At 55.3% G+C, this 19866-nt stretch carries 16 protein-coding genes, 1 tRNA gene and 1 other RNA gene; 6 read left to right on the top strand and 12 right to left on the bottom strand.

The genetic code is table 11. The features are described 5' to 3' along the window. Position 1: 1 nt before the first annotated feature. From argB to pheS, 6 genes are all read right to left on the bottom strand, one after another. Positions 2-886 (bottom strand): acetylglutamate kinase, encoded by an 885-nt coding sequence (argB, locus tag HMPREF9238_RS08415; RefSeq protein ID WP_016445034.1) that lies wholly within the window; start codon positions 884-886, stop codon positions 2-4. Beyond that, entirely contained in the window at positions 883-2052 is a 1170-nt protein-coding gene (gene argJ / locus HMPREF9238_RS08410; protein WP_016445033.1) for a bifunctional glutamate N-acetyltransferase/amino-acid acetyltransferase ArgJ, read from the bottom strand. Before argJ ends, argB begins: the two co-directional genes overlap by 4 nt. Continuing rightward, positions 2052-3122, bottom strand: a complete 1071-nt coding sequence (locus tag HMPREF9238_RS08405; RefSeq protein WP_016445032.1) for an Asd/ArgC dimerization domain-containing protein — start codon at positions 3120-3122, stop codon at positions 2052-2054. Before HMPREF9238_RS08405 ends, argJ begins: the two co-directional genes overlap by 1 nt. An 87-nt stretch (positions 3123-3209) precedes the next feature. Then, positions 3210-3704 carry a flavodoxin domain-containing protein gene (locus HMPREF9238_RS08400; protein ID WP_016445031.1) on the bottom strand — a complete coding sequence of 165 codons (495 nt, stop codon included), beginning with the start codon at positions 3702-3704 and terminating at the stop codon, positions 3210-3212. Between the two features lie 91 nt (positions 3705-3795). Further along, on the bottom strand, positions 3796-6447 hold the full coding sequence (gene pheT / locus HMPREF9238_RS08395) for a phenylalanine--tRNA ligase subunit beta (protein WP_016445030.1): 2652 nt from the start codon (positions 6445-6447) through the stop codon (positions 3796-3798). A 2-nt stretch (positions 6448-6449) separates the two neighbouring features. After that, complete coding sequence (gene pheS / locus HMPREF9238_RS08390; RefSeq protein ID WP_016445029.1) at positions 6450-7541, bottom strand: phenylalanine--tRNA ligase subunit alpha; 1092 nt, start codon at positions 7539-7541, stop codon at positions 6450-6452. 142 nt (positions 7542-7683) lie between these two features. Here pheS and panB point away from each other — a divergent pair, with 142 nt between their 5' ends. Genes panB through ppgK form a run of 3 tightly spaced genes read left to right on the top strand, consistent with a single transcriptional unit; the run spans position 7684 to position 10201 of the window. Continuing rightward, complete coding sequence (gene panB / locus HMPREF9238_RS08385) at positions 7684-8517, top strand: 3-methyl-2-oxobutanoate hydroxymethyltransferase (RefSeq protein WP_016445028.1); 834 nt, start codon at positions 7684-7686, stop codon at positions 8515-8517. A gap of 12 nt (positions 8518-8529) precedes the next feature. Then, complete coding sequence (gene map, locus HMPREF9238_RS08380; RefSeq protein WP_016445027.1) at positions 8530-9414, top strand: type I methionyl aminopeptidase; 885 nt, start codon at positions 8530-8532, stop codon at positions 9412-9414. Positions 9415-9430: 16 nt separating this feature from the next. After that, positions 9431-10201 carry a polyphosphate--glucose phosphotransferase gene (ppgK, locus tag HMPREF9238_RS08375; protein WP_016445026.1) on the top strand — a complete coding sequence of 257 codons (771 nt, stop codon included), beginning with the start codon at positions 9431-9433 and terminating at the stop codon, positions 10199-10201. 114 nt (positions 10202-10315) lie between these two features. Here ppgK and rnpB read toward each other — a convergent pair. After that, an RNA gene (gene rnpB, locus HMPREF9238_RS08715) (RNase P RNA component class A) lies at positions 10316-10659 on the bottom strand. A 31-nt stretch (positions 10660-10690) separates the two neighbouring features. Between rnpB and HMPREF9238_RS08370 the strand changes: the two genes are divergently transcribed. Further along, positions 10691-11473 carry a YaaA family protein gene (locus HMPREF9238_RS08370; protein ID WP_016445025.1) on the top strand — a complete coding sequence of 261 codons (783 nt, stop codon included), beginning with the start codon at positions 10691-10693 and terminating at the stop codon, positions 11471-11473. A 3-nt stretch (positions 11474-11476) separates the two neighbouring features. On the opposite strand, the gene HMPREF9238_RS08365 is transcribed toward HMPREF9238_RS08370, so the two are convergent. The 3 genes from HMPREF9238_RS08365 to HMPREF9238_RS08355 all read right to left on the bottom strand — a co-directional run bounded on the left by HMPREF9238_RS08365 (position 11477) and on the right by HMPREF9238_RS08355 (position 14270). Further along, the gene (locus HMPREF9238_RS08365) at positions 11477-12205 is read right to left on the bottom strand and encodes a zinc ribbon domain-containing protein (RefSeq protein WP_016445024.1); all 729 of its coding nucleotides are present in this window, start codon (positions 12203-12205) and stop codon (positions 11477-11479) included. 77 nt (positions 12206-12282) lie between these two features. Then, positions 12283-13122 (bottom strand): Nif3-like dinuclear metal center hexameric protein, encoded by an 840-nt coding sequence (locus tag HMPREF9238_RS08360; protein ID WP_016445023.1) that lies wholly within the window; start codon positions 13120-13122, stop codon positions 12283-12285. Between the two features lie 125 nt (positions 13123-13247). After that, positions 13248-14270, bottom strand: coding sequence for a LacI family DNA-binding transcriptional regulator (locus HMPREF9238_RS08355; protein WP_232217647.1), 1023 nt, complete (start codon positions 14268-14270; stop codon positions 13248-13250). A gap of 137 nt (positions 14271-14407) precedes the next feature. Here HMPREF9238_RS08355 and HMPREF9238_RS08350 point away from each other — a divergent pair, with 137 nt between their 5' ends. Beyond that, positions 14408-17473 (top strand): glycoside hydrolase family 2, encoded by a 3066-nt coding sequence (locus HMPREF9238_RS08350; protein ID WP_016445021.1) that lies wholly within the window; start codon positions 14408-14410, stop codon positions 17471-17473. Between the two features lie 18 nt (positions 17474-17491). Then, a complete protein-coding gene (locus tag HMPREF9238_RS08345) occupies positions 17492-19054 on the top strand; it encodes an MFS transporter (protein WP_016445020.1) in 1563 nt (520 codons plus the stop codon). A gap of 168 nt (positions 19055-19222) precedes the next feature. On the opposite strand, the gene HMPREF9238_RS08340 is transcribed toward HMPREF9238_RS08345, so the two are convergent. Further along, positions 19223-19296, bottom strand: a tRNA-Val gene (locus HMPREF9238_RS08340). Positions 19297-19395: 99 nt separating this feature from the next. Next, positions 19396-19830, bottom strand: a complete 435-nt coding sequence (locus HMPREF9238_RS08335; protein WP_232217646.1) for a DUF3052 domain-containing protein — start codon at positions 19828-19830, stop codon at positions 19396-19398. Positions 19831-19866: the final 36 nt, after the last annotated feature.

Genomic DNA, 19866 nt, shown 5'->3' with positions numbered 1-19866 from the left:
GCTAACCCTCCTCAGTAATCATTGTGCCCACGCCCTCGTCGGTGAAAACCTCCAAGAGCATCGAGTGGGGAACACACCCGTCAATCACATGCACCTGCTCAACACCGCCCTCGAGCGCGGATAAAGCGGCCTGCGCCTTCGGGATCATGCCCGAAGAGAGCGCGGGCATCAGCTCTTCCAGTTGCGTGCGGCTCATGCGATTGAGTAACGAAGACTTGTCCGCAAAGTCGCGGTAAATCCCCTCTACGTCAGTGAGCATTATGAGCTTTTGTGCACCTACGGCCACCGCGATGGCCGCTGCAGCCGCGTCCGCGTTCACGTTAAGAACATCACCGGGGGCATCCTCATCGATCGCGATCGAAGAAATTACCGGGATACGGCCGTGGCTAACCAGATCCTCCACCGGCGCTGGGTTCACTCCCGCCACGTCACCGACCTGTCCCAAATCAATGGGCCGCCCATCAACTATCTGTACTTTGCGCCTCGCGTGCAACAGTGCGGCGTCCTCACCCGAAAGCCCCACCGCGGCAATCGAGCGCTCATTCAGAAGCGACACGAGTTCACGCTGCACCTTTCCCGCCAGAACCATGCGCACCACCTCCATAACTTCAGGCGTTGTCACGCGAAAACCCCCGGAAAATGGGGCCTGTAAGCCCAGGCGATCAAGCATTTCGTTTATCTGTGGGCCACCCCCATGCACCACGATCGGATGCACGCCCCACGTGTGCAAGAACGACACGTCAACCGCGAACGCGCGTTGTAGCTGCGGCGAAATCATCGCGTTTCCGCCGTACTTGATCACTACTTTGCGGCCCGAATAACGCCGTAACCAAGGCTCTGACTCAAGTAAAATCTTGGTCTTATCCAATGCTGAAAGACTACTCATGACGTGTAGGCGCTGTTCTCGTGTACGTAAGCGTGCGTCAAATCAGTTGTGTAAACCGTTGCGCCACTACTGCCCGCCCCCAAGTCAATCTCGATCGCAACCTCCTTGGAGGCCGCCAAATCAAGCGCTTCCTTTGGCTTGCCAATACCGCCGTTCTTGCAAATCATCACGCCATTAATCGACACGTTCACCTTGCCAACGTCAAACGGGGCCACCCAGCTTGGAACCGTGCCAATCTGTGACAAAATGCGCCCCCAGTTTGGGTCGTTGCCAAAAATCGCGGTTTTTACCAAGTTTGAACGCGACACTGCGCGCGCCACCTCAACTGCGGCCGTCTCACTACTTGCACCACTAACCGTGATGTTAACGAAGTGTTCTGCCCCCTCTGCGTCGTCACGGAGCATCTTCGCAAGCTTCGTGCACGCCTGTTCCAGTGCGGCGCCAAAAGCTGTCTCATCTGGCGTAATCCCCGACTCTCCTGAAGCGAGCACTATCACCGTGTCATTCGTGGACATGCACCCGTCCGTATCCAGACGATTGAAACTCATTTGGACGGCGCGGCCAAGCGCGCTATCTAGGGTGTCGCTATCAATAACCGCATCGGTTGTTATTACGCAGAGCATGGTTGCAAGCGCGGGCGCGAGCATTCCTGCTCCCTTGGCCATACCTCCAATGCGCCACCCGTCTACCTCTAGCTCTACCTGTTTTGGGATCGTATCGGTAGTCATGATTGCCGAGGCCGCATTGGCTGCTCCCGACGCGCTAAGGTCGCTGACCAGCGTTGGAATCGCCCGCGTGACCGCCTCCGTATCGAGGTACTCACCGATAACTCCCGTAGAACAAACCGCGATTTTCGCCTGGCTCACATCCGCCGAGCGCGAAAGTGCACTCACGCAAGCCTGCACATCTTTGCGCCCCTGCTCTCCCGTACACGCATTAGCGTTGCCCGAATTGAGTAACACGTGGGTAACCACGCCGTTTTGCATCTGCGCTTGGGAGAACTTAACAGGCTCTGCAACTACGCGGTTAGACGTGAAGACTGCCGCCGCTCCAGGCAAAGCGCCCTGATTTACAACCAGTGCCAGGTCTTTGGAGCCCGAAGCCTTTAAACCTGCCGCAACGGCGGCTGCGACAAACCCCTTTGGGAAACAAACACCCGTCCCCATCACAACACTCCGTTCATGTAAATGCCGAGGTACTCGTCAAAACCAAACGCAAGATTGGCCGCCTGAACTGCCGCCGCAGCCGTGCCTTTACCCAGATTATCTATCGCCGCCATCGCGGTCAGCGAACCCGTATCCGGATTTACACCCGCCCATACTTGCGCGCGCCCTGTTCCCACCACGGGTCCGGACTGCGGGTAGTCCGCAATAAATTCGATCAAACGCTCTTGCCCGTATGCAGTCCGGTATGCCGCCTGCAACTGCGCGTTAGAGACGCCATCCATAGCGGCGTTCACAACTGCCACTATTCCCCGCGAAGTTGGAACAAGAACGGGCGTCATCTCCACCCGGATGTCACTGGCTCCACAAACCTGCAGGTTTTGCACGATCTCTGGAATATGGCGATGTTTGCCTCCCGCCGAGTAAGGGGCGATGTTCGATAGGGCATTGGTTGCCATCAAATGCGGTTTCGGGCTGCGCCCCGCGCCGGAATAACCAACTGCGAGCGTGGCTATCATTGGCCCCGCGCTCACAAATCCCGCAGCCACCGCCGGCATCATCGCAAGCGTCACGGCGGTCACATTACATCCCGGAACCGCTACAGCGCGCGAGCCTCGCAAAATTTCACGCTGTTTAGCAGCCTTTTTCTGCTTCCCTGAGACGATGGCGGCCGCCTCGCACTGGTGAATGAGTTCTGGCATCGCGTAGTCCCACGCCTGCATGTACGGGCCCCCGTAGAACTTCTGCCACGCTGCCTTCGAGGTGAGACGATGATCCGCTCCGGCATCAATAACCACGGGCCCGCCGGCTAAGGCGCTCGTAATATCAGCTGACTTGCCGTGCGGCAGCGCCACAAAAACCAGATCGAGAGAAGAGAGGGAAACAATATCGGCAGGTTGAATAATCTTGTCTGCCAATGCCGGAATATGTGGATTTAGATCGCCAAATCTAGTGCCTGCAGAAGAAGCGGCCGCAAGTACTTGGACATCAAAATGTGGATGTTCACTTAGAATACGAGCAATCTCGCTACCCGCAAAACCCGAAGCACCAACAATTCCAACAGAAACACTCATGCGAATAACTATAACATCGAATGAATAGTTATCAACTAGGTGTTTGCATAATGAAGCCCCGGCCCAAGAAATGAGTCGGAGACAGTGTTAGCGAAGGGACTTCACATCTTTCGCTACGGCACGTGCCCATCCGCGAATGTCATCCCAATCGCGGAAGTCCCCCTCAGCCGCACCGCCGAGGCGAGCGATTGTGCGTTCACGCAACGACAGTTTGGAGGGATCAAGGCATCCGGAAAACTGCTTGTTCATCCGCGGCTGCACACCGATCTGGGTGGCACCCACGCGAGCCGGATCCTTGACCAGCCCCGTAGGAACCGAAGACAGCCCCGCAGAGAACGTCCACAGATGCTTCTCAAACAGCTCCGCCTGATGCTCCTTCATGAAGATACGCATCGACTCTTCCCACTGCGTCATATGCACGGAAGAACCGAGCACAACACCGCCGTATTCAGAAATGTCCTTCGCGTCCGCAGCATTGACAATGTCTACGTCAATACCCTCGCTACGAAGCTCCTCGTAAATCGCGTTGGCGATGTCACGAGTGGAGCCGTGGCGAGATGCCCATACAACCAAAATCTTCATAGCTCTAGTCTGCCTTATTTGATGCCAATAGCACAGTTTGCGACGAGGAGTTCACAGTAAGCACCTACAAGCGAACCCTCCGCTTTCTTGATTAGGCGCGTAGTTTCGCGCCCAGCTGGTTAGAAAGACGCGTGATGATCGCTTCTCTAACCCGCGCCGTCTCATCTGACTTCAGCGTGTGATCGGATGCGCGCATACGTAACGCAAAAGCGAGCGATCGCTTGCCTTCATCGATTTGCGATCCACGGTATTCGTCGAACAGTTCCACGTCTTCAAGCAGGTCTGACCCAGCAGCGTAGATCGCATCAACTACCATGGCGACAGGGATATCCGCATCCAAAACCACCGCAATGTCTTCTTTCACCACAGGGAAAGTAGATACGCCAGAAACCGTAATCGGGTTAGCCGGCATTGCTTTGATCAGTGCATCTAGGTCGAGCTCAAGAGCACCCGAGCGCTTAGGCAAACCGTATTCCTTCACCACGGCCGGATGAAGCTCGCCCGCACGACCAACTTCAACCAAATTTTTCTTTTGCCTGACGAACAGTACTGCGGAGCGACCCGGATGCCACGGCGCGGCTTCCGCCGGGGTAGCAACCGGTTTTGGAGCAGGCTTTCCATGGGGCAACTGAACCTGCGGATCGCGGTACAGAGACGCCACTTCTACCCGCACGCCCAGCGCGGAACCAACCGCCAGGGCGGCCTCTAAAATGTCAGCCCAATCGAAATCGCGCGAACCGGCACGAATACCACTACCAACCGCTGATCCACCGGCAACAAGACCAAGGTGCCACGGCTGCTTGGGGGTTCCGCGATGAAGAGCTCCGATCTCGCGGCCACTGGGGCGCTGCTCTGCCGAAGGAATGGGCGAAGGCTTAGTACCCTGCGGGCGCGTAACCATACCCAGTTCGAAAACGCGAACGGATTCAGCTCCACGGGCAGCGTTGCGCTGCGCAGTTTCTAAAAGCGTATCAATGATGGAAGAGCGCATATTTGGCGCGCCATCCACTAGCGGATTACGAAGAGTTACAACCTCGCGGCGCTCATCGCCAGACAAAATGCGCTGGCGATCGTGCGCATCACCTATAAACGGATAGGATCCCACCTCAACAAAACCGCGATCCGCAAGCGTGCGCGCCGCGAAACGGCGAGCCACCTGCGCCTTAGGCAATCCAACACCTGCCGGCGCCTTGGGAAGTACCGGCTCAATGTTGTCATAACCATCTAGGCGGGCGATCTCTTCTACAAGGTCACACGGCTGCGTCAGATCCGGCCGCCAGGAGGGAACCGTCACAAGAAGAACATCTTCCCGGCGTTCAACCGTGGCGCCAATCATTTCGAGAAGCTCAACAACTCGCTGCTCGCCATACTCAACACCGGTCAAGCGGGCCGGTTCGCCCAGTTTCATCTCGATGGCTTTACGCTCGGGAACCTCGTTGTAATCGGTAACCGGCGCGTCTGCCACGCCACCACCGTATTCCACGAGCAGATCAACCACACGTTGCGCTGCAACCGGGGGAAGCTCGGGGTCCACACCACGCTCAAATCGCTTTGCGGCCTCCGACGGGATCTTGTGGCGACGTGAAGTGCGCGCAATAGAGACGGCGTGGAAGTGAGCGGCCTCAACCAGAACGTCAGTAGTGGTCTCCTCGACCTCTGAATACTGGCCGCCCATCACGCCAGCCAGGCCAAGGATTCGGCTACCACGCTGGCCGTTAGGACTATCGGTAATCAGCAGGTCTTCGGCGTCCAGCTTGCGTTCGACCTCGTCGAGGGTTACTAGCGTCTCGCCAGCATTTGCGCGGCGCACCACGATCGGCTCTGCAAGTGCATGCAAATCGTAAGCGTGTAGGGGCTGGCCCAGATCCAGCATCACGTAGTTGGTGATGTCAACCGGTAGCGAGATGGAGCGCATGCCCATTGCTTCGAGGCGCTTAACCATCCACGCTGGCGTCGGTGCATTTGGGTTGATACCGCGCACGATGCGGGTCACAAACCTGTCGCAACCTACCTTGCCATGAATCGGAGCCTCGTCCTCAACCTGGATCTCGAAACCTTCGGCGTTGCCAGCCGGAGGCTGGGTCTGCAGGTTTTGCGCAAGACCGGGATCCGTGAACTTCGCGCCCGTTGAATGTGAGTATTCTCTTGCAACGCCGCGCATGGAAAAGCAGTAGCCTCGATCTGGCGTGACGTTGATTTCCAGTAGTTCCTCGCCCAGTCCGAGCAGGCCGATCACGTCCTCACCTGGCGCAGGAATCTCGCTTTCATCAAATTTTTCTGTAAGCACGATGATGCCGTCGTGCTCATCCGACAGGCCGAGTTCGCGTTCGGAACAAATCATGCCGTCAGAAATGTGCCCGTAGGTTTTACGTGCGGAAATCACGAAATCGCCGGGAAGGACGCCGCCGGGAAGGACAACGACAACTAGGTCTCCCACCCCGAAGTTGTGGGCGCCGCAAATGATTCCACGCGAGGGCAAATCCGAAGGCTCTTTGCCTTCACCAGGAGCATCGTTATGAGCGCCAACATCCACGCGACAGTAGTTAATGATCTTGCCGTTGGTCTGCTCTTTGGCTTCCAACGTGAGTACGCGACCGACCACCAGCGGGCCTTGCACAGCTGCACGGTGAATCGTCTCTTCTTCTAAACCAACCTTCACCAGGTCGGCGGCGAGGCGCTGCGCGTCCGTACCGGGGAGAACCTCCACGTGATCGCGAAGCCAAGAAATCGGTACGTTTGGCATGCTTAGTTCCCCTTCCCCGTCGTGCCGAACTGGAGGGAGAACCTTTGATCGCCCTCCACAATGTCATGCATGTCAGCGATCTCGTGGCGCAACATCAGGGTGCGCTCAAGCCCCATGCCGAAAGCGAAGCCCGTGTATTCGTCGGGATCGATACCGCAGGCGCGCAACACGTTCGGATTGACCATGCCGCAACCGCCCCACTCGATCCAGCCGGCGCCGCCCTTCTTCTGTGGGAACCAAAGGTCCATTTCTGCGGACGGCTCTGTGAATGGGAAGAACGACGGGCGCAGACGCGTCTTAGCCTCGGGGCCAAACATTGCTTTCGCAAAATGATCCAGGGTGCCCTTCAAGTGCGCCATCGTTAGCCCCTTATCCACCGCGAGGCCCTCCACCTGGTGGAATACGGGTGTGTGCGTGGCGTCGAGCTCGTCCGAGCGGAACACCTTGCCCGGCACCGCAACGTAAAGAGGCAGATCATGCGAGAGCATCAAGCGCGCCTGAACGGGAGACGTGTGCGTGCGTAGCACCAGGTGCGCATCGTCCTGTTCTTCGCCACCAACCGAGCGGCCATCGACATAGAACGTATCCTGCATCTGTCTTGCAGGGTGATCAATGTCGAAGTTCAACGCGTCGAAGTTAAACCATTCGTGCTCAACCTCCGGGCCTTCACCAATATCCCAGCCCATCGAGGTGAAGAAATCCGCGACCTCTTCAATCAAAACCTGAAGTGGATGGCGTGCTCCGTCGGGCTGGCGCTTCACCGGAGCAGTTACATCTACGGCCTCCATGGCCAAAACGCGAGCTTCTTCTTCCGCCTCCAACGAGGCTTTGCGCTCCTCGAGGGAAGCGCTGATCGTTCCGCGCGCCTTGCCAACTGCTTTACCAGCGGCGGCCCTATCTGGCCCCGGCAGCTGCCCGATGGCACGGTTAGCAAGCACCACTGCAGACCCGTCACCGAAATGCACCCGCTTAGCCTCAGCCAGTTCCTCTAGCGTCGAAGCACTACTGATAGCCTCCAAAGCACGCTGCACAGCCGCATCCATTTGCTGAGCGTCCAAAGGGTTCACTTCTACATTCTCATCAACGTTCGACATATCAATCCTTGTCGCTTATCAACGACTACCAGACTAACGCCTACGGCCTCTAACTGCGGAATTGTCCCACTTTTCTAGACGAATAGCTCACGCGTAAAACACATGAAGTGACTTTTGTACGCTACCGCGCATAATTGGATTTATGACGAGTGAAGATACAGCCCAAGAATCGTTCAAAGAACCGAAAAAGTGGCGTATGCATCACCTTGCGATGGCCAAACAGGCCGGACGTAAGCTCACGATGATTACCGCATACGACGCGCTCACCGCCCCCATTTTTGAAGAGGCCGGGGTGGACATGATCCTCGTTGGAGATAGTTACGGCAACGTGCAACTCGGCTACGGCTCAACCATTCCCGTCCTCATGGAGGACATGGAGCGCGCGACCGCCGCTGTGGCTCGCTGCGTGAACCGACCGATCGTTGTAGCCGACCTGCCGTTTGGAGCGTACGAGGCGAACTCGCAAGTGGCATTCGATAACGCTGTCCGCCTCATCCGCGTGGGAGCGAATGCCGTCAAGCTCGAGGGGGGTGCCGAAGTCGCTCACACCGTTGCACTACTCACCCAGGCGGGTATCCCCGTTGTAGGACACCTGGGGTTCACACCACAGTCAGAAAATGCCCTCGGAGGCCCCCGAATGCAAGGGCGCGGCGAGGCTAAACAGAAGATGATTGACGACGCACTCGCGCTACAAGCAGCTGGAGCGGTTGCCATCGTCCTCGAACTCGTTCCCGCCCCGGTTGCCAAAGCCGTGACCGATGCCCTGCATGTTCCTACCATTGGAATTGGAGCCGGACCGGACACGGACGGGCAGGTACTTGTCTGGGCTGATATGGCCGGCATGTACGAGTGGGTGCCAAGCTTCGTCAAGAAATTCACAAACCTGCGCGAAAGCCTAAAAGACGCGGTTTCTGCCTACACCGAAGAAGTGAAAGACGGATCCTTCCCCGGCCCAGACCATTACAAAACCAACTAGAGAGCAAGATTCATGACCTCCGCATCACAGCTAGCGCTTCGCGCCCCGCTCGGTAACACAAAACCGGGACTCATCTCTCCTAAGCGACACGTTCCAGACCACATTGAGCGACCCGAATACCTGTTTCATGACGGGCCGGAGGTAGTCACCACCTCTGATATCAAAACGCCTGAAACCATTGCGAAGATCCGCCGGGCTGGCAAAATCGCGGCCGATGCTCTAGCTAAAGCCGGCGAGGCTGTAGCACCTGGCGTAACCACTGACCACTTGGATCAAATAGTTCACGACTACATCATCGGACAAGACGCCTACCCTTCCTGCCTTGACTACATGGGCTTCAAGAAATCGTGTTGCACCTCCATCAATGAAGTGATTTGCCACGGGATCCCCGACTCGCGCCCCCTAGAAGAGGGCGACATTGTCAACATCGACGTAACCGCCTACATCGACGGGGTACACGGCGACACTTGCGCCATGTTTACCGTTGGTGAGGTTGATGAGGAATCTCGCCTGCTCTGCGAGCGCACCGAGAAAGCTATGTATCGCGGGATTAAGGCAATCGCGCCTGGCCGTGAAATCAACGTGATTGGTCGGGTCATTGAAAAGTACGCCAAGCGCTTCGACTACGGTGTAGTGCGCGACTACACGGGGCATGGCGTTGGCGAAGCCTTCCATTCCGGGCTCATCATCCCTCACTATGATTCGCCGCGCGCAACCGAAATAATGGAAGTTGGCATGGTCTTCACCGTTGAGCCAATGCTCACTCTCGGTTCCATCGAATGGGAGCAGTGGGACGACGACTGGACGGTTGTCACCAAAGACCGATCTCGTACCGCCCAGTTTGAACACACGATCGCAGTTACCGAGGACGGCGCCGAGATCCTCACCCTGCGCTAAAACTAAGGAGCACACCATGGAACAAGCAGTGGAACAAAACCTTGCTTTTGGCATAGACATCGGCGGCTCTGGTATCAAGGGAGCCGTGGTCAACCTTGACACCGGCGAGTTCGCTACCGAGCGCGTGCGCATCCCCACGCCAAAAAAGTCCACTCCCAAAGCCGTAGCGCAAACCTGTAAAGAACTGATTTACCAGTTTGATTTGCCTGCTGACATGCCTGTTGGCATCACGTTCCCCGCTCCTGTCTCACACGGCGTGGTTTTGTTCATGGCCAATTTGCACAAGTCATGGGAAGGTGTGAACGTCACCGAGTTAATGGAAGCTGAACTTGGCCGCAAGGTATACCCCGTTAATGATGCTGACGCTGCCGGTTACGCCGAGGTCGTCTTCGGCGCAGCCAAGGGCGTTGACGGCCTCGTGATTGTCACCACGCTAGGCACCGGCATCGGCACTGCGATGATCTACAACGGACAGTTGCAGCCCAATACGGAGCTCGGCCACATTGAAATCGATGGCTACGATGCGGAATCTCGCGCTTCATCGGGAGTGCGCACCGCTGAAGGCCTGTCGTTTAAGAAGTGGGCAAAGCGGCTCACCAAATACTACTCTCACCTAGAAATGCTGTTCACCCCCGACCTGTTTGTTGTGGGCGGCGGCGTGTCTAAGAAACATGACCAGTTCATTCCACTAATCGACATCAAAACACCCATGGTTCCCGCCAAGTTGTTCAACACTGCGGGCATTGTAGGTGCCGCCGCGCTCGCAAAGCGCTACATGACAATATAGGTTGCCTAGCTGGGCTAAGCTGCGCTGTTTCTAGCTGGACCAGGACCAGTTGGCGCAGATTGTAGTTTCTCCCTCATTGACTAATAGATGAGGGAGAAACTATATAAGTAGAGGCGGAGAAGACGGCCTATAAGCCGGATTCTGTTCCAGGGCGAAGCCCCTTCGATGGCCATCTATCTCGGGCCGTTGTTACCAGCGGCCTCTAGCAACCTACCCGCGCGCTTTGGACGGACAGCCCGGCGCGCTGCTTGGTTTTGCTCCCGGTGGGGTTTACCCTGCCAGCCCAGTCACCTGGGCCGCGGTGGTCTCTTACACCACCTTTGCACCCTTACCCAAAAACGGGCGGTTTGTTTTCTGTGGCACTATCCCGCGAGTCACCCCGGGTGGCCGTTAGCCACCACCGTGTCCTGTGGAGTCCGGACGTTCCTCGACAATGTCGCGGCCATCCAGCCATCTTCTCCGCCGCCCAAGTCTACTAGAGTTGGACGCATGCTTGTACTTTTACCTCCGTCTGAAGGCAAGACCCTTCCCGCCTCGACCGTCAATTTTGATGCCGACGCGATTGCCCCGTTTTCCACGCAGCTCGCAGATGCACGCCAGAGCGTGCTCGATTGCTTGATTGAAACTTCCGCGCGGCGCGACGCCCTGGAAATCCTAAAAGTAGGCAAGACCATTGCAGACGAGGTGGAAGCAAACAAGCACCTGCGTTCAGCGCAAGCTGGCCCCGCTTGGCAAGTTTATTCAGGCGTACTTTACGAAGCTGGCCGATTTGGCGAGATCGGTGCGCAGTACACGGCGAGCCCGGACTTTGAGATCTGGGTTCAATCTGCCCTATTCGGAGTGGTAGACCTGGCCTGCCCCATCCCGCCCTACCGCCTATCAATGGATACAAAGCTACCCGGTTTGGGAAACCTTGCCCCCTGGTGGAAGAAATACCTCGAGCCCCTCATGGAACAGCGCGCCCACCATCGCGTAGTGGTTGATGCGCGCTCTGGCGCGTACCAAAAAGCCTGGCCGGGAACTTCATCCGAATGCGACCTCATCCGAGTGAATGCGGTGCGCGAGCGCGACGGGAAACGCACCGTGGTTTCACACAATGCGAAGAAATACCGCGGAATCCTCGCTGGCGCCTTACTGGAGCGCGCTAGTGAGGCTGACGGGTCCATCGATTTTGTGCTCGATACCGCGCGTTCACTGACCGGCGCCGATTTTACGGGCGTCGAAGTTAGACAACGCCGCGACCATCTCGAGCTCGTGATTGTGACGAGCTAGCCCCTACTCGGTTTTAACGATGATTGCTTCAAGTTCGTCAGACATGAGCACTTCATCCTCGGCGAGCATAGTGATGTCATGCCATTCCGATTCGGGAAGATCTACAACCATGCCCACGATCTGGCGGCCCTTCGCCTCGTACACGCCGATGCCGCCGGTGCGCTCGCGGTAGTACTCGTATTCATCTAGCAGCTCAGAGTCGATTTCGCCCGCAAGTTCGTCACGTTTTGCAAGCTTTTCATTAAGTTCGACTTCGACCTCACCCATCGCATCTTGAAGTTGCGCGATCGCGGCCTGTTCATCGGCTCCCACGGCTTCGGTCTGGCGGTCTAGTTCCGAAATAGTTTCCTGCGCTGCCTCGAACGTAGCCATAACGTCAATCAGCTCATTTTCGAGGACATTGCGACGCTGGGCCATCTGGTTCAGCTCATGCTGCATGGCAGTGAGGTCTTTGTGAGATCCTTCGCCTGCCGCGAGACGCTCGCTCATCACGTCTTGACGGGAAGTGAGGCGCTCCAGATCGTTCTCAACTCGCTTCACTTCACGGTTTGCGTCCGTTGCGGCGGAGCGCGCGGTTACTTTTGCGCGCTCCAGATCAGCTTTCCGTCCCTCAAGGGCGTCGAGCACTTTGACCGCCGGGTGTTTACTGCGGGCCGCGCGCAACTGCAAGATCCGCGTGTCAACCTGTTGTAGTTCAAGAAGTTTCACCTGGTCCGCTTTTGAAGCTTTCACTATGCCCGCTCTTTCACTAGGTAGTGCTTTTAGTTCTAATCAAAGTGTATTAGGCTGACGCGCCCTACCCCAATAGTTTATCCAAGGGTTTCCAAGTGCAGGTTCCACGGTTCGGTAACAAATCGCGAAACATCCACCTGTAGTTGCACGCCCGTCTCCTCTGCGGCTTCTTCAAGATCATCTGCCAAGTGCGGCAACCACAGCCATTCAGTTGCCCAGTGCGAACCGCAGATGAGGGCCGGACCGCCCTCTTCAAGGTGTTCACTCGCCGGATGGTGGCGCAGATCCGCGGTGACGTATACATCGGCCCCAAGCTCGCGAGCGCGCACGAGGAACGAGTCGCCAGACCCTCCCGACACGGCAACAGTTCTGACCGGCGCTTCAAGATCTCCACCGGGCGCACCCACGAAAATGCCGTGTGGGCCAGCGGGGAGGGCTTTTGCCACTAGGTCAGCGAACTCGCGTAGTGTTTGCGGCGCTTCGAGTTTGCCGATGCGCCCCAAATCGCGAGCGGTACCCGCTTCATCCTCGTCGATGGGATCAAACGGTTCACCTTCAATACCGACCGCCTGCGCAAGTGCCCAAGCCACGCCGCGCGCCGCCGAATCAGCGTTGGTATGCGCGTTCATGAGGGCCACGTCGGATTTGATGAGGTCGTGAACGATCCTGCCCTTGTAATCTAAACGCGACACGAAGCTGGTGCCGCGCAGGTAGAGAGGATGGTGCGTAATAAGCATGTCGTAGTCATCCTCAATCGCCTGCGCAACCGTTTCGGCAACAGGATCAACAGCCAGGAGGATCTTGCTTACCTTCTGTTCAGGATCCCCAACGATTAGGCCGTTCTTATCCCACGACTCTTGGAGGCGCTGCGGATAGCGGGCCTCCATAATTTCCATAATCTGCGCAACATTAAGCATGTACTGAGACTATCGAAGAGCTACCTTTGCCTGCTACAAATACCCGCATTGGGTTTTAGGTTTTCGAGAGGCGTCCTCATCCGCAACTATCACTTCTTGTCGCGTTCTTAAAACGGGGGTATTCCCTAGCGCGCGGCTGGGGCAGCGGTGGAGCCGCGGAGAATGAGTTGGGTGGGAATCGTTATGTGTAGGTTCTCGGTATCTCCTTGGATCTGACGGTGGATCAGATTTACCATGCCAACGCCAGCTCCATAAAAATCCTGCTTCACGGTGGACAGAGGCGGGAAAGAAAACTCCCCCAATTCGATCCCGTCAAACCCGATCACCGAAACGTCCTCGGGCACTCGCATATTCCGTTCATGTAGCGCTCGAATAAGGCCCAATGCGACTTCATCGTTAGCACAAAAAACGGCGGTAACATCGGGATTTTGCGCTATTTCCTTACCCGCTTCATAACCTGACTTTGCGCTCCAATCTCCCAAGATTATGGGTGGGATCTGGCGATTCTCTTTTGTCAATACATCGCGCCAAATCGCTTCACGAACCTGAGCGGAACGCGAATGATGCGGGCCGCGCACATGATAAACAGTGCGGTGGCCTAGGTCTAGTAGATGATTCACGGCCTTGCGCACACCCCCTACTTGATCAGCTGAGGCTGCCGGATGCATATGCACCAGATTAGAATCCGAGGACGCAACAGGCAGGTTAGGAGGTAGTGAAAGTTGATTGGCGTTGGCATCTCCCGCCTGCACAATGACAAGGCCGTCAATATCTTCTTGAGAGAGCAGAGATACTGCTTTGTAAACCTGGGGAGTGTGCGGATGCTCCACTTGAACTAAGGTGACCGAATAGCCTAACTGGGCGGCCCTATCGATCACACCGTTAGCGGTATGGGCCTCGCCAGTGCGGCGAATCTCTTGGGTGAGCAACCCAATAACGCCGTAGGAACCCGTGCGCAATGCCTGCGCGGTGCGATTGGGGGTGTATCCGAGTTCGGATATGGCTTTGAGAACACGCATACGGGTAGGCTCGGAAACATTTTTATGTCCGCGTGTCACGCGCGAAACGGTTTGAGCGGAGACGTTCGCCGCCCGCGCCACGTCGTGAATGGAAGCGGCCCCACTTTCCCGCTTTTCTGTTCCTGTCACCTATGAAGCATATCAGATAGAAAAGATCGATTGTGACGTGCGCAACTCATTCCAGTGTTATCGTTATCATAAGTGTGGCATCGATAACACCGTGAGGTGCGAGTGGCCGTCCGCTAATGCATTGACAGGAGAAATAAATGCAGTTACAGGTTCACCATCGAGATTTGAACGTTTTACATGAAAATACGCTGAAACCTCGCGCCTACTACATTCCTATTTCCCCAAATCTTTATCACAACGGGAATAAGTGCGAACGTAACTTTAATTTGGATCGCGAACACTCAGACCGTTTCCAACTTTTAAATGGCCAGTGGAGTTTCGGATACTACCCAAACCTGGAATCGGTACCCGAGCGCTTCTTTGCACCTGAAAGCACTGACCTCGAAAACACGATTCCTGTTCCAGGGGCGTGGCAATTCAACGGCTGGGATGGCCACCAGTACACGAACATCAACTACCCGTTCCCGTTCGACCCTCCACACGTTCCGCATAACAACCCGGCGGGCGCGTACCGGCACGTGTTCACCTACCGTAAAGACCCGGCAGCGCCGCAGGCTCACCTGGTATTCGAAGGCGTTGATTCTTGCTTTTACGTGTGGGTGAACGGGCAGTATGTGGGCTATTCGCAGGTAACACACGCCCAATCCGCTTTTGACGTCACGCAGTTTTTGAAGGACGGCGAAAATACGCTGGCCGTTTTGGTTTTCAAATGGTGTGACGGAAGTTATTTAGAAGACCAGGACAAGTTCCGCACTACCGGGATCATCCGCGACGTTTACCTATTATCCCGCCCTGAATCACACCTAAACGATTATTTCGTAACTACCGAAATGAGAGGAAACAATGCTGAGGTAACTGTGCGCGCAAACTTCGCTGGCAACTCGCTGCCAGTAAACGCCACTTTACTTCGCGACGAGGACGAGATCGGCAGCGCCACCTTGACGCCCTACACCGATGACGCGGGGATTTACACCCACACGGCGCAATTCACTGTTCAAAACCCGCGCATGTGGCATCCCGGTGACCCGTTTTTGTATCGATTGGTAATGGAAACGGATGCGGAAGTAATCACAGAAACCGTTGGCATCAGGGAAGTAAGCATTGAAAACGGCGTCTTAAAGTTCAATGGCACTGCCATAAAACTAAAGGGCGTCAATCGGCACGACTCTGATCCAGACACCGGTCCAGTAGTTTCTGTTGAGCACATTAAACGAGATTTACGTCTAATGCGCGAGCACAATATTAACGCTATTCGCACCGCCCACTACCCCAACTGCCCCCAGTTTTACCATTTGTGCGATGAAGCCGGTTTTTATGTTATGAGCGAGGCCGACAATGAAAGCCACGGTACTAGAAACCGGCTTTTGGCAGATGAGTCTGAAGAAAACATTGTGGAGCATTGGAACAAGCCCATCGCTGACAACCCCGATTGGATAGCCTCCACGATGGACAGGATGGAAAGGTGTATCCATTCCGAAAAGAACCGGCCTAGTATTTTCTCTTGGTCTGCGGGCAATGAGTGCGCCTATGGGCAAACGTTCGAAATCGCATTGGAATGGGTGAAAAATTTTGACCCTAGCCGCGTGACGCACTACGAAAGCGCGTTTTACCGTTCCACTGACCGAAAGTACGACTACCGAAACATCGACCTTTACGCCCGGATGTATCCGCCGCTGACCGATATCGCAAAGTATTTGAACGAACTGGGCGATAAACCGTTCCTTTTGGTCGAATACTGTCACGCGATGGGCAACGGCCCGGGCGACTTAGAGGATTTTTGGGCTGTGGTTGGCGCCGATCCGCGCATGTGCGGCGGATTCATATGGGAGTGGTCTGACCACGCTGTGAAAGACGAAGCAGGAAATCTGCTCTACGGCGGCGATAGCGGGGAAGATCCTCACGACGGTAACTTCTGCGTAGATGGCTTGGTATCTCCATATCGGGTGCCTCACATTGGTTTGCTAGAAGCAAAAAATGTATACCGTCCGCTTCGTTGCGAATATGACCAAGCAAATGGAGAGCTCCGCGTCACCAACACTGCCGACCACCTAAACGCAGCTGATTATGCCCATCTAGAATGGATCAAAGTCGTGGATGGCGTTCAAGAGCGCGGTGAATTAACACTTCCGAGTTTGCCAGCCCACAAGACCGTCACCCTCCCGTTGTCGCTAGACATTCCCACTGACGGCCGATGCTATTTACGGGTGGAAACCATCCTCACCCGCCCTCTGGCTTTCCTTGAACCGGGGCATTTGCTTGGCATTGACGAGCTTTCCCTCTCCAATGCAAAACCGCATACTCCGCGCGCCCTCGAACTGGTTAAAGAGGCTCGCCAAACCCAAATTTCAAACGCCACCAAAGTGCAGGAAACACCACTGGAAATACTTGTGGAAGCCAGCGAGTTTAGCTATGCATTTTCGCGTCACACCGGGATGCTCACAGCTTTATCTAGGAGCGGGAAGAACCTACTGACTCAGCCTGCCGAGCTCAATATCTGGAGGGCGCCTACCGATAATGACATGTACATCCGCCCGCTTTGGGAACGTGCACGCTATGACCGCACCTACCCACATGCCTACGAAGTAAGTGTCTCAACCGGTGAAAGCGGCGTAATCGTGAGTAGCCACGTAGCCGTGGTGTCAAAATCACTGCAACCGATTTTGAAGGCCAACATCGACTGGATTGTTAAGCCTAATGGAATCGTCCAGGTGAATGCGAAAGTTCAAAGGGACACGCAGTTTCCTGAACTGCCTCGCCTTGGACTACGCTTCTTCTTCGACAAATCATTGCAACAGGCTAACTGGGCGGGGCTTGGCCCACACGAAAACTACATTGATAAGCGTCGTAGCGCTTGGCATGGCCAGTTCACATCCGACATTGCCGACCTGTTCGTTTCCTACTTGCGACCCCAAGAAAATGGTTTGCGGTCAGATTGTGACTACTTGGCACTACGCGGCGAAGACCTGTGCGTAGAAGTGGGTAGCGAGAACGCATTTTCTTTCAACGCTTCCTACTTCACTCAGGAAGAGCTAACTGCTAAAACACACTACTTCAACCTGGAAGAAGCTGACTGCACAATCTTGTGCGTCGATCACCTTCACGCCGGCATCGGTTCGCAAAGCTGCGGGCCAAAGTTACTTAAGCAGTACCGAGTCGATTTTGAGACAACTAACTTCTCATTCACATTCAAGGTTTCTGGCTGAGCAAGGAGACGATAAGCCATGGAAGAAAAGAAATACCTTAAGTGGTACAACAAAGTAGGGTACGGTTCTGGCGACATCGCAGGAAACGTGGTTTATGCCTTCCTCTCAGCGTTCGTAATGATCTACCTCACGGACACTGTGGGAATGAACGCGGGAATTATTGGAACTCTAATGATGCTGTCGAAGTTCTTCGATGGCTTCTCTGACATCATCTTTGGGCGTTTGATGGACAAAACCCACTCCAAGATGGGTAAGGCACGACCGTGGATGTTCTATGCTTTCTTCGGTTGCGCTGCCATGTTGGTGCTGATTTTCTCAATCCCAACTTCTTTAGGGGCAACCGCCCAGTACGCCTGGTTCTTCATCACCTACACGTTGTTGAATGCAGTTTTCTACACTGCGAATAACATCGCCTACGCTGCCTTGACCGCTCTTATTACTAAGAACAGGTCCGAGCGCGTGCAGATGGGTTCAATCCGCTTCATGTTCGCTTTTGGCACTAGCCTCATGATCCAGACGATCACGGTTGGAGCCGTACAAGCTATGGGAGGCGATGCAGCAGCGTGGCGTAACATGGCGATCATTTACGCCATAATCGGCATCCTTTCGAACTCGTTGGCTGTATTTTCAGTCAAGGAGCTGTCCCCCACTGAGCTGGCTGAGGGAGACTCGGAAGCTGCTAAGGATGACGAGCTCAGCTTCCTTGAGGCGCTTAAGCTCCTTGGAAATCGCTACTACGTGATAATTGTGGTTTGCTTCATCTTGATGCAGTTCTTCACCGCCACGTTGAACATGGGCATTTACTTCATGACCTACATTCTGGGTAATGCAAACCTACTGGGCGTATTTGCGTGGGCAATCAACATTCCTCTCATCGTGGGGCTTCTTGTGACACCGATAGTGGTGCAAAAGATTGGGCGGATGCAACCGGTTACTATCGTCGGCTATATCATTGCCGTGCTTGGCCGGTTAGGCGTCGTATTTGCCGCGTCGATGGGATCCATCCCGCTCATGCTGTTCTTCTCTGGACTCGCATCCCTTGGCATGAGCCCATTGCAAGGAACTCTCAACGCACTTATTGCAGAGATTAGTGAAAACACGTTCTTGCGCACAAAAAAGCGTATCGATGGAATGATGTTCTCCTGTTCCTCACTGGGAGTGAAGATTGGTTCTGGAGTTGGCACAGCTGTTGCTGGATGGTTACTGGAGTATGGCGGATACGACGGCAAAGCCACTGTGCAAACCGAATCTGCACTACAGATGATCTCGTTCATGTACCTGTGGGTACCACTGATCGCGAACACACTCATTCTTGGCTTGCTGTTCTTCTTAAACGTTGAACGCAAGAACGAGGTATTGCGCGCAAATCTAGACCATGATGATTCGGGTTCAGCACACGTTGGGCAGACAACACAGCCGTTGAAGGGAACCTCAAGCAAGATAGTTCAAGGCCACGCGATGGGTGGTTCTGGTTCTAGAGAATCTGCCGGCTTGCACCTGGCTGACCCGCAGGCTGAAACCCTAAAGGATGGACAAGATCCCCGGCCGGAGCCTCCAAACGACGGCAATAGTCAATCCTAACGGGAACCTACTTAGCCGATGAGGTTGATACCTCAAAACCGGTCGGCTCTAGGTGTGGCTCCGCACAAGCGGGGCCACACCCTTTTATGCAGGCAAGTCCTTGGAAGGAAAGCAAACTGGATCACCCACGCGGCAAAAGAAAAACCCGCGCGCTAGCGCGGGCTACTGTGGGCCCAGAGGGACTCGAACCCCCGACATCCACGGTGTAAACGTGGCGCTCTAGCCAACTGAGCTATAGGCCCAACTCCAACGGAATGGAACGTCAAAGATCATATCCAACTCCGGGAGCAAATTGCATCTTTCAAACCATCGTTTTGTAAAATAGTGGTAATAGTCTCAGTCTACTGCCGAGCCTGCGCGATTAAACGCATGCCCGACCAGTCCTCACAAACCATGGCAGCAGACGTGGCGCTCATACCCGCAACCTGCGCGGCATCCGCCACCACCGCTGGCGGAACATGATTTGGAGTACCCGACTTCGGAGTCAGCACCCAGACGACCCCACCATTGTCCATGTTTGCCGACGCATCCAGCAGAACATCTGCCAGATCGTCCTCCTCCGAATCGTCAAGACGCCACCAGACAATCACGCCATCTACCACGTCTGAATAATCAACGTCTACGAGCTCATTGCCCGTTGCGTCTTCAACCGCAGCACGCAAAGAATCATCGGTATCTTCGTCCCAATAGAACTCTTGCACAATCTGGCCGCTTTTATAACCGAGACTCGAAAGAGCCGTCGGATCCACCTTTCGGGAATCAGAATTTGATATCACGCGCCCAGTCTACCGAAGTTTTACGCGCGTGCGCGC

It is taken from the genome of Gleimia europaea ACS-120-V-Col10b (genome assembly GCF_000411155.1).
Taxonomy (GTDB): domain Bacteria; phylum Actinomycetota; class Actinomycetes; order Actinomycetales; family Actinomycetaceae; genus Gleimia; species Gleimia europaea_B.
The sequence above is the reverse complement of the archived record's forward strand: the minus strand, read 5'-3'. Positions and strand labels throughout refer to the sequence as shown.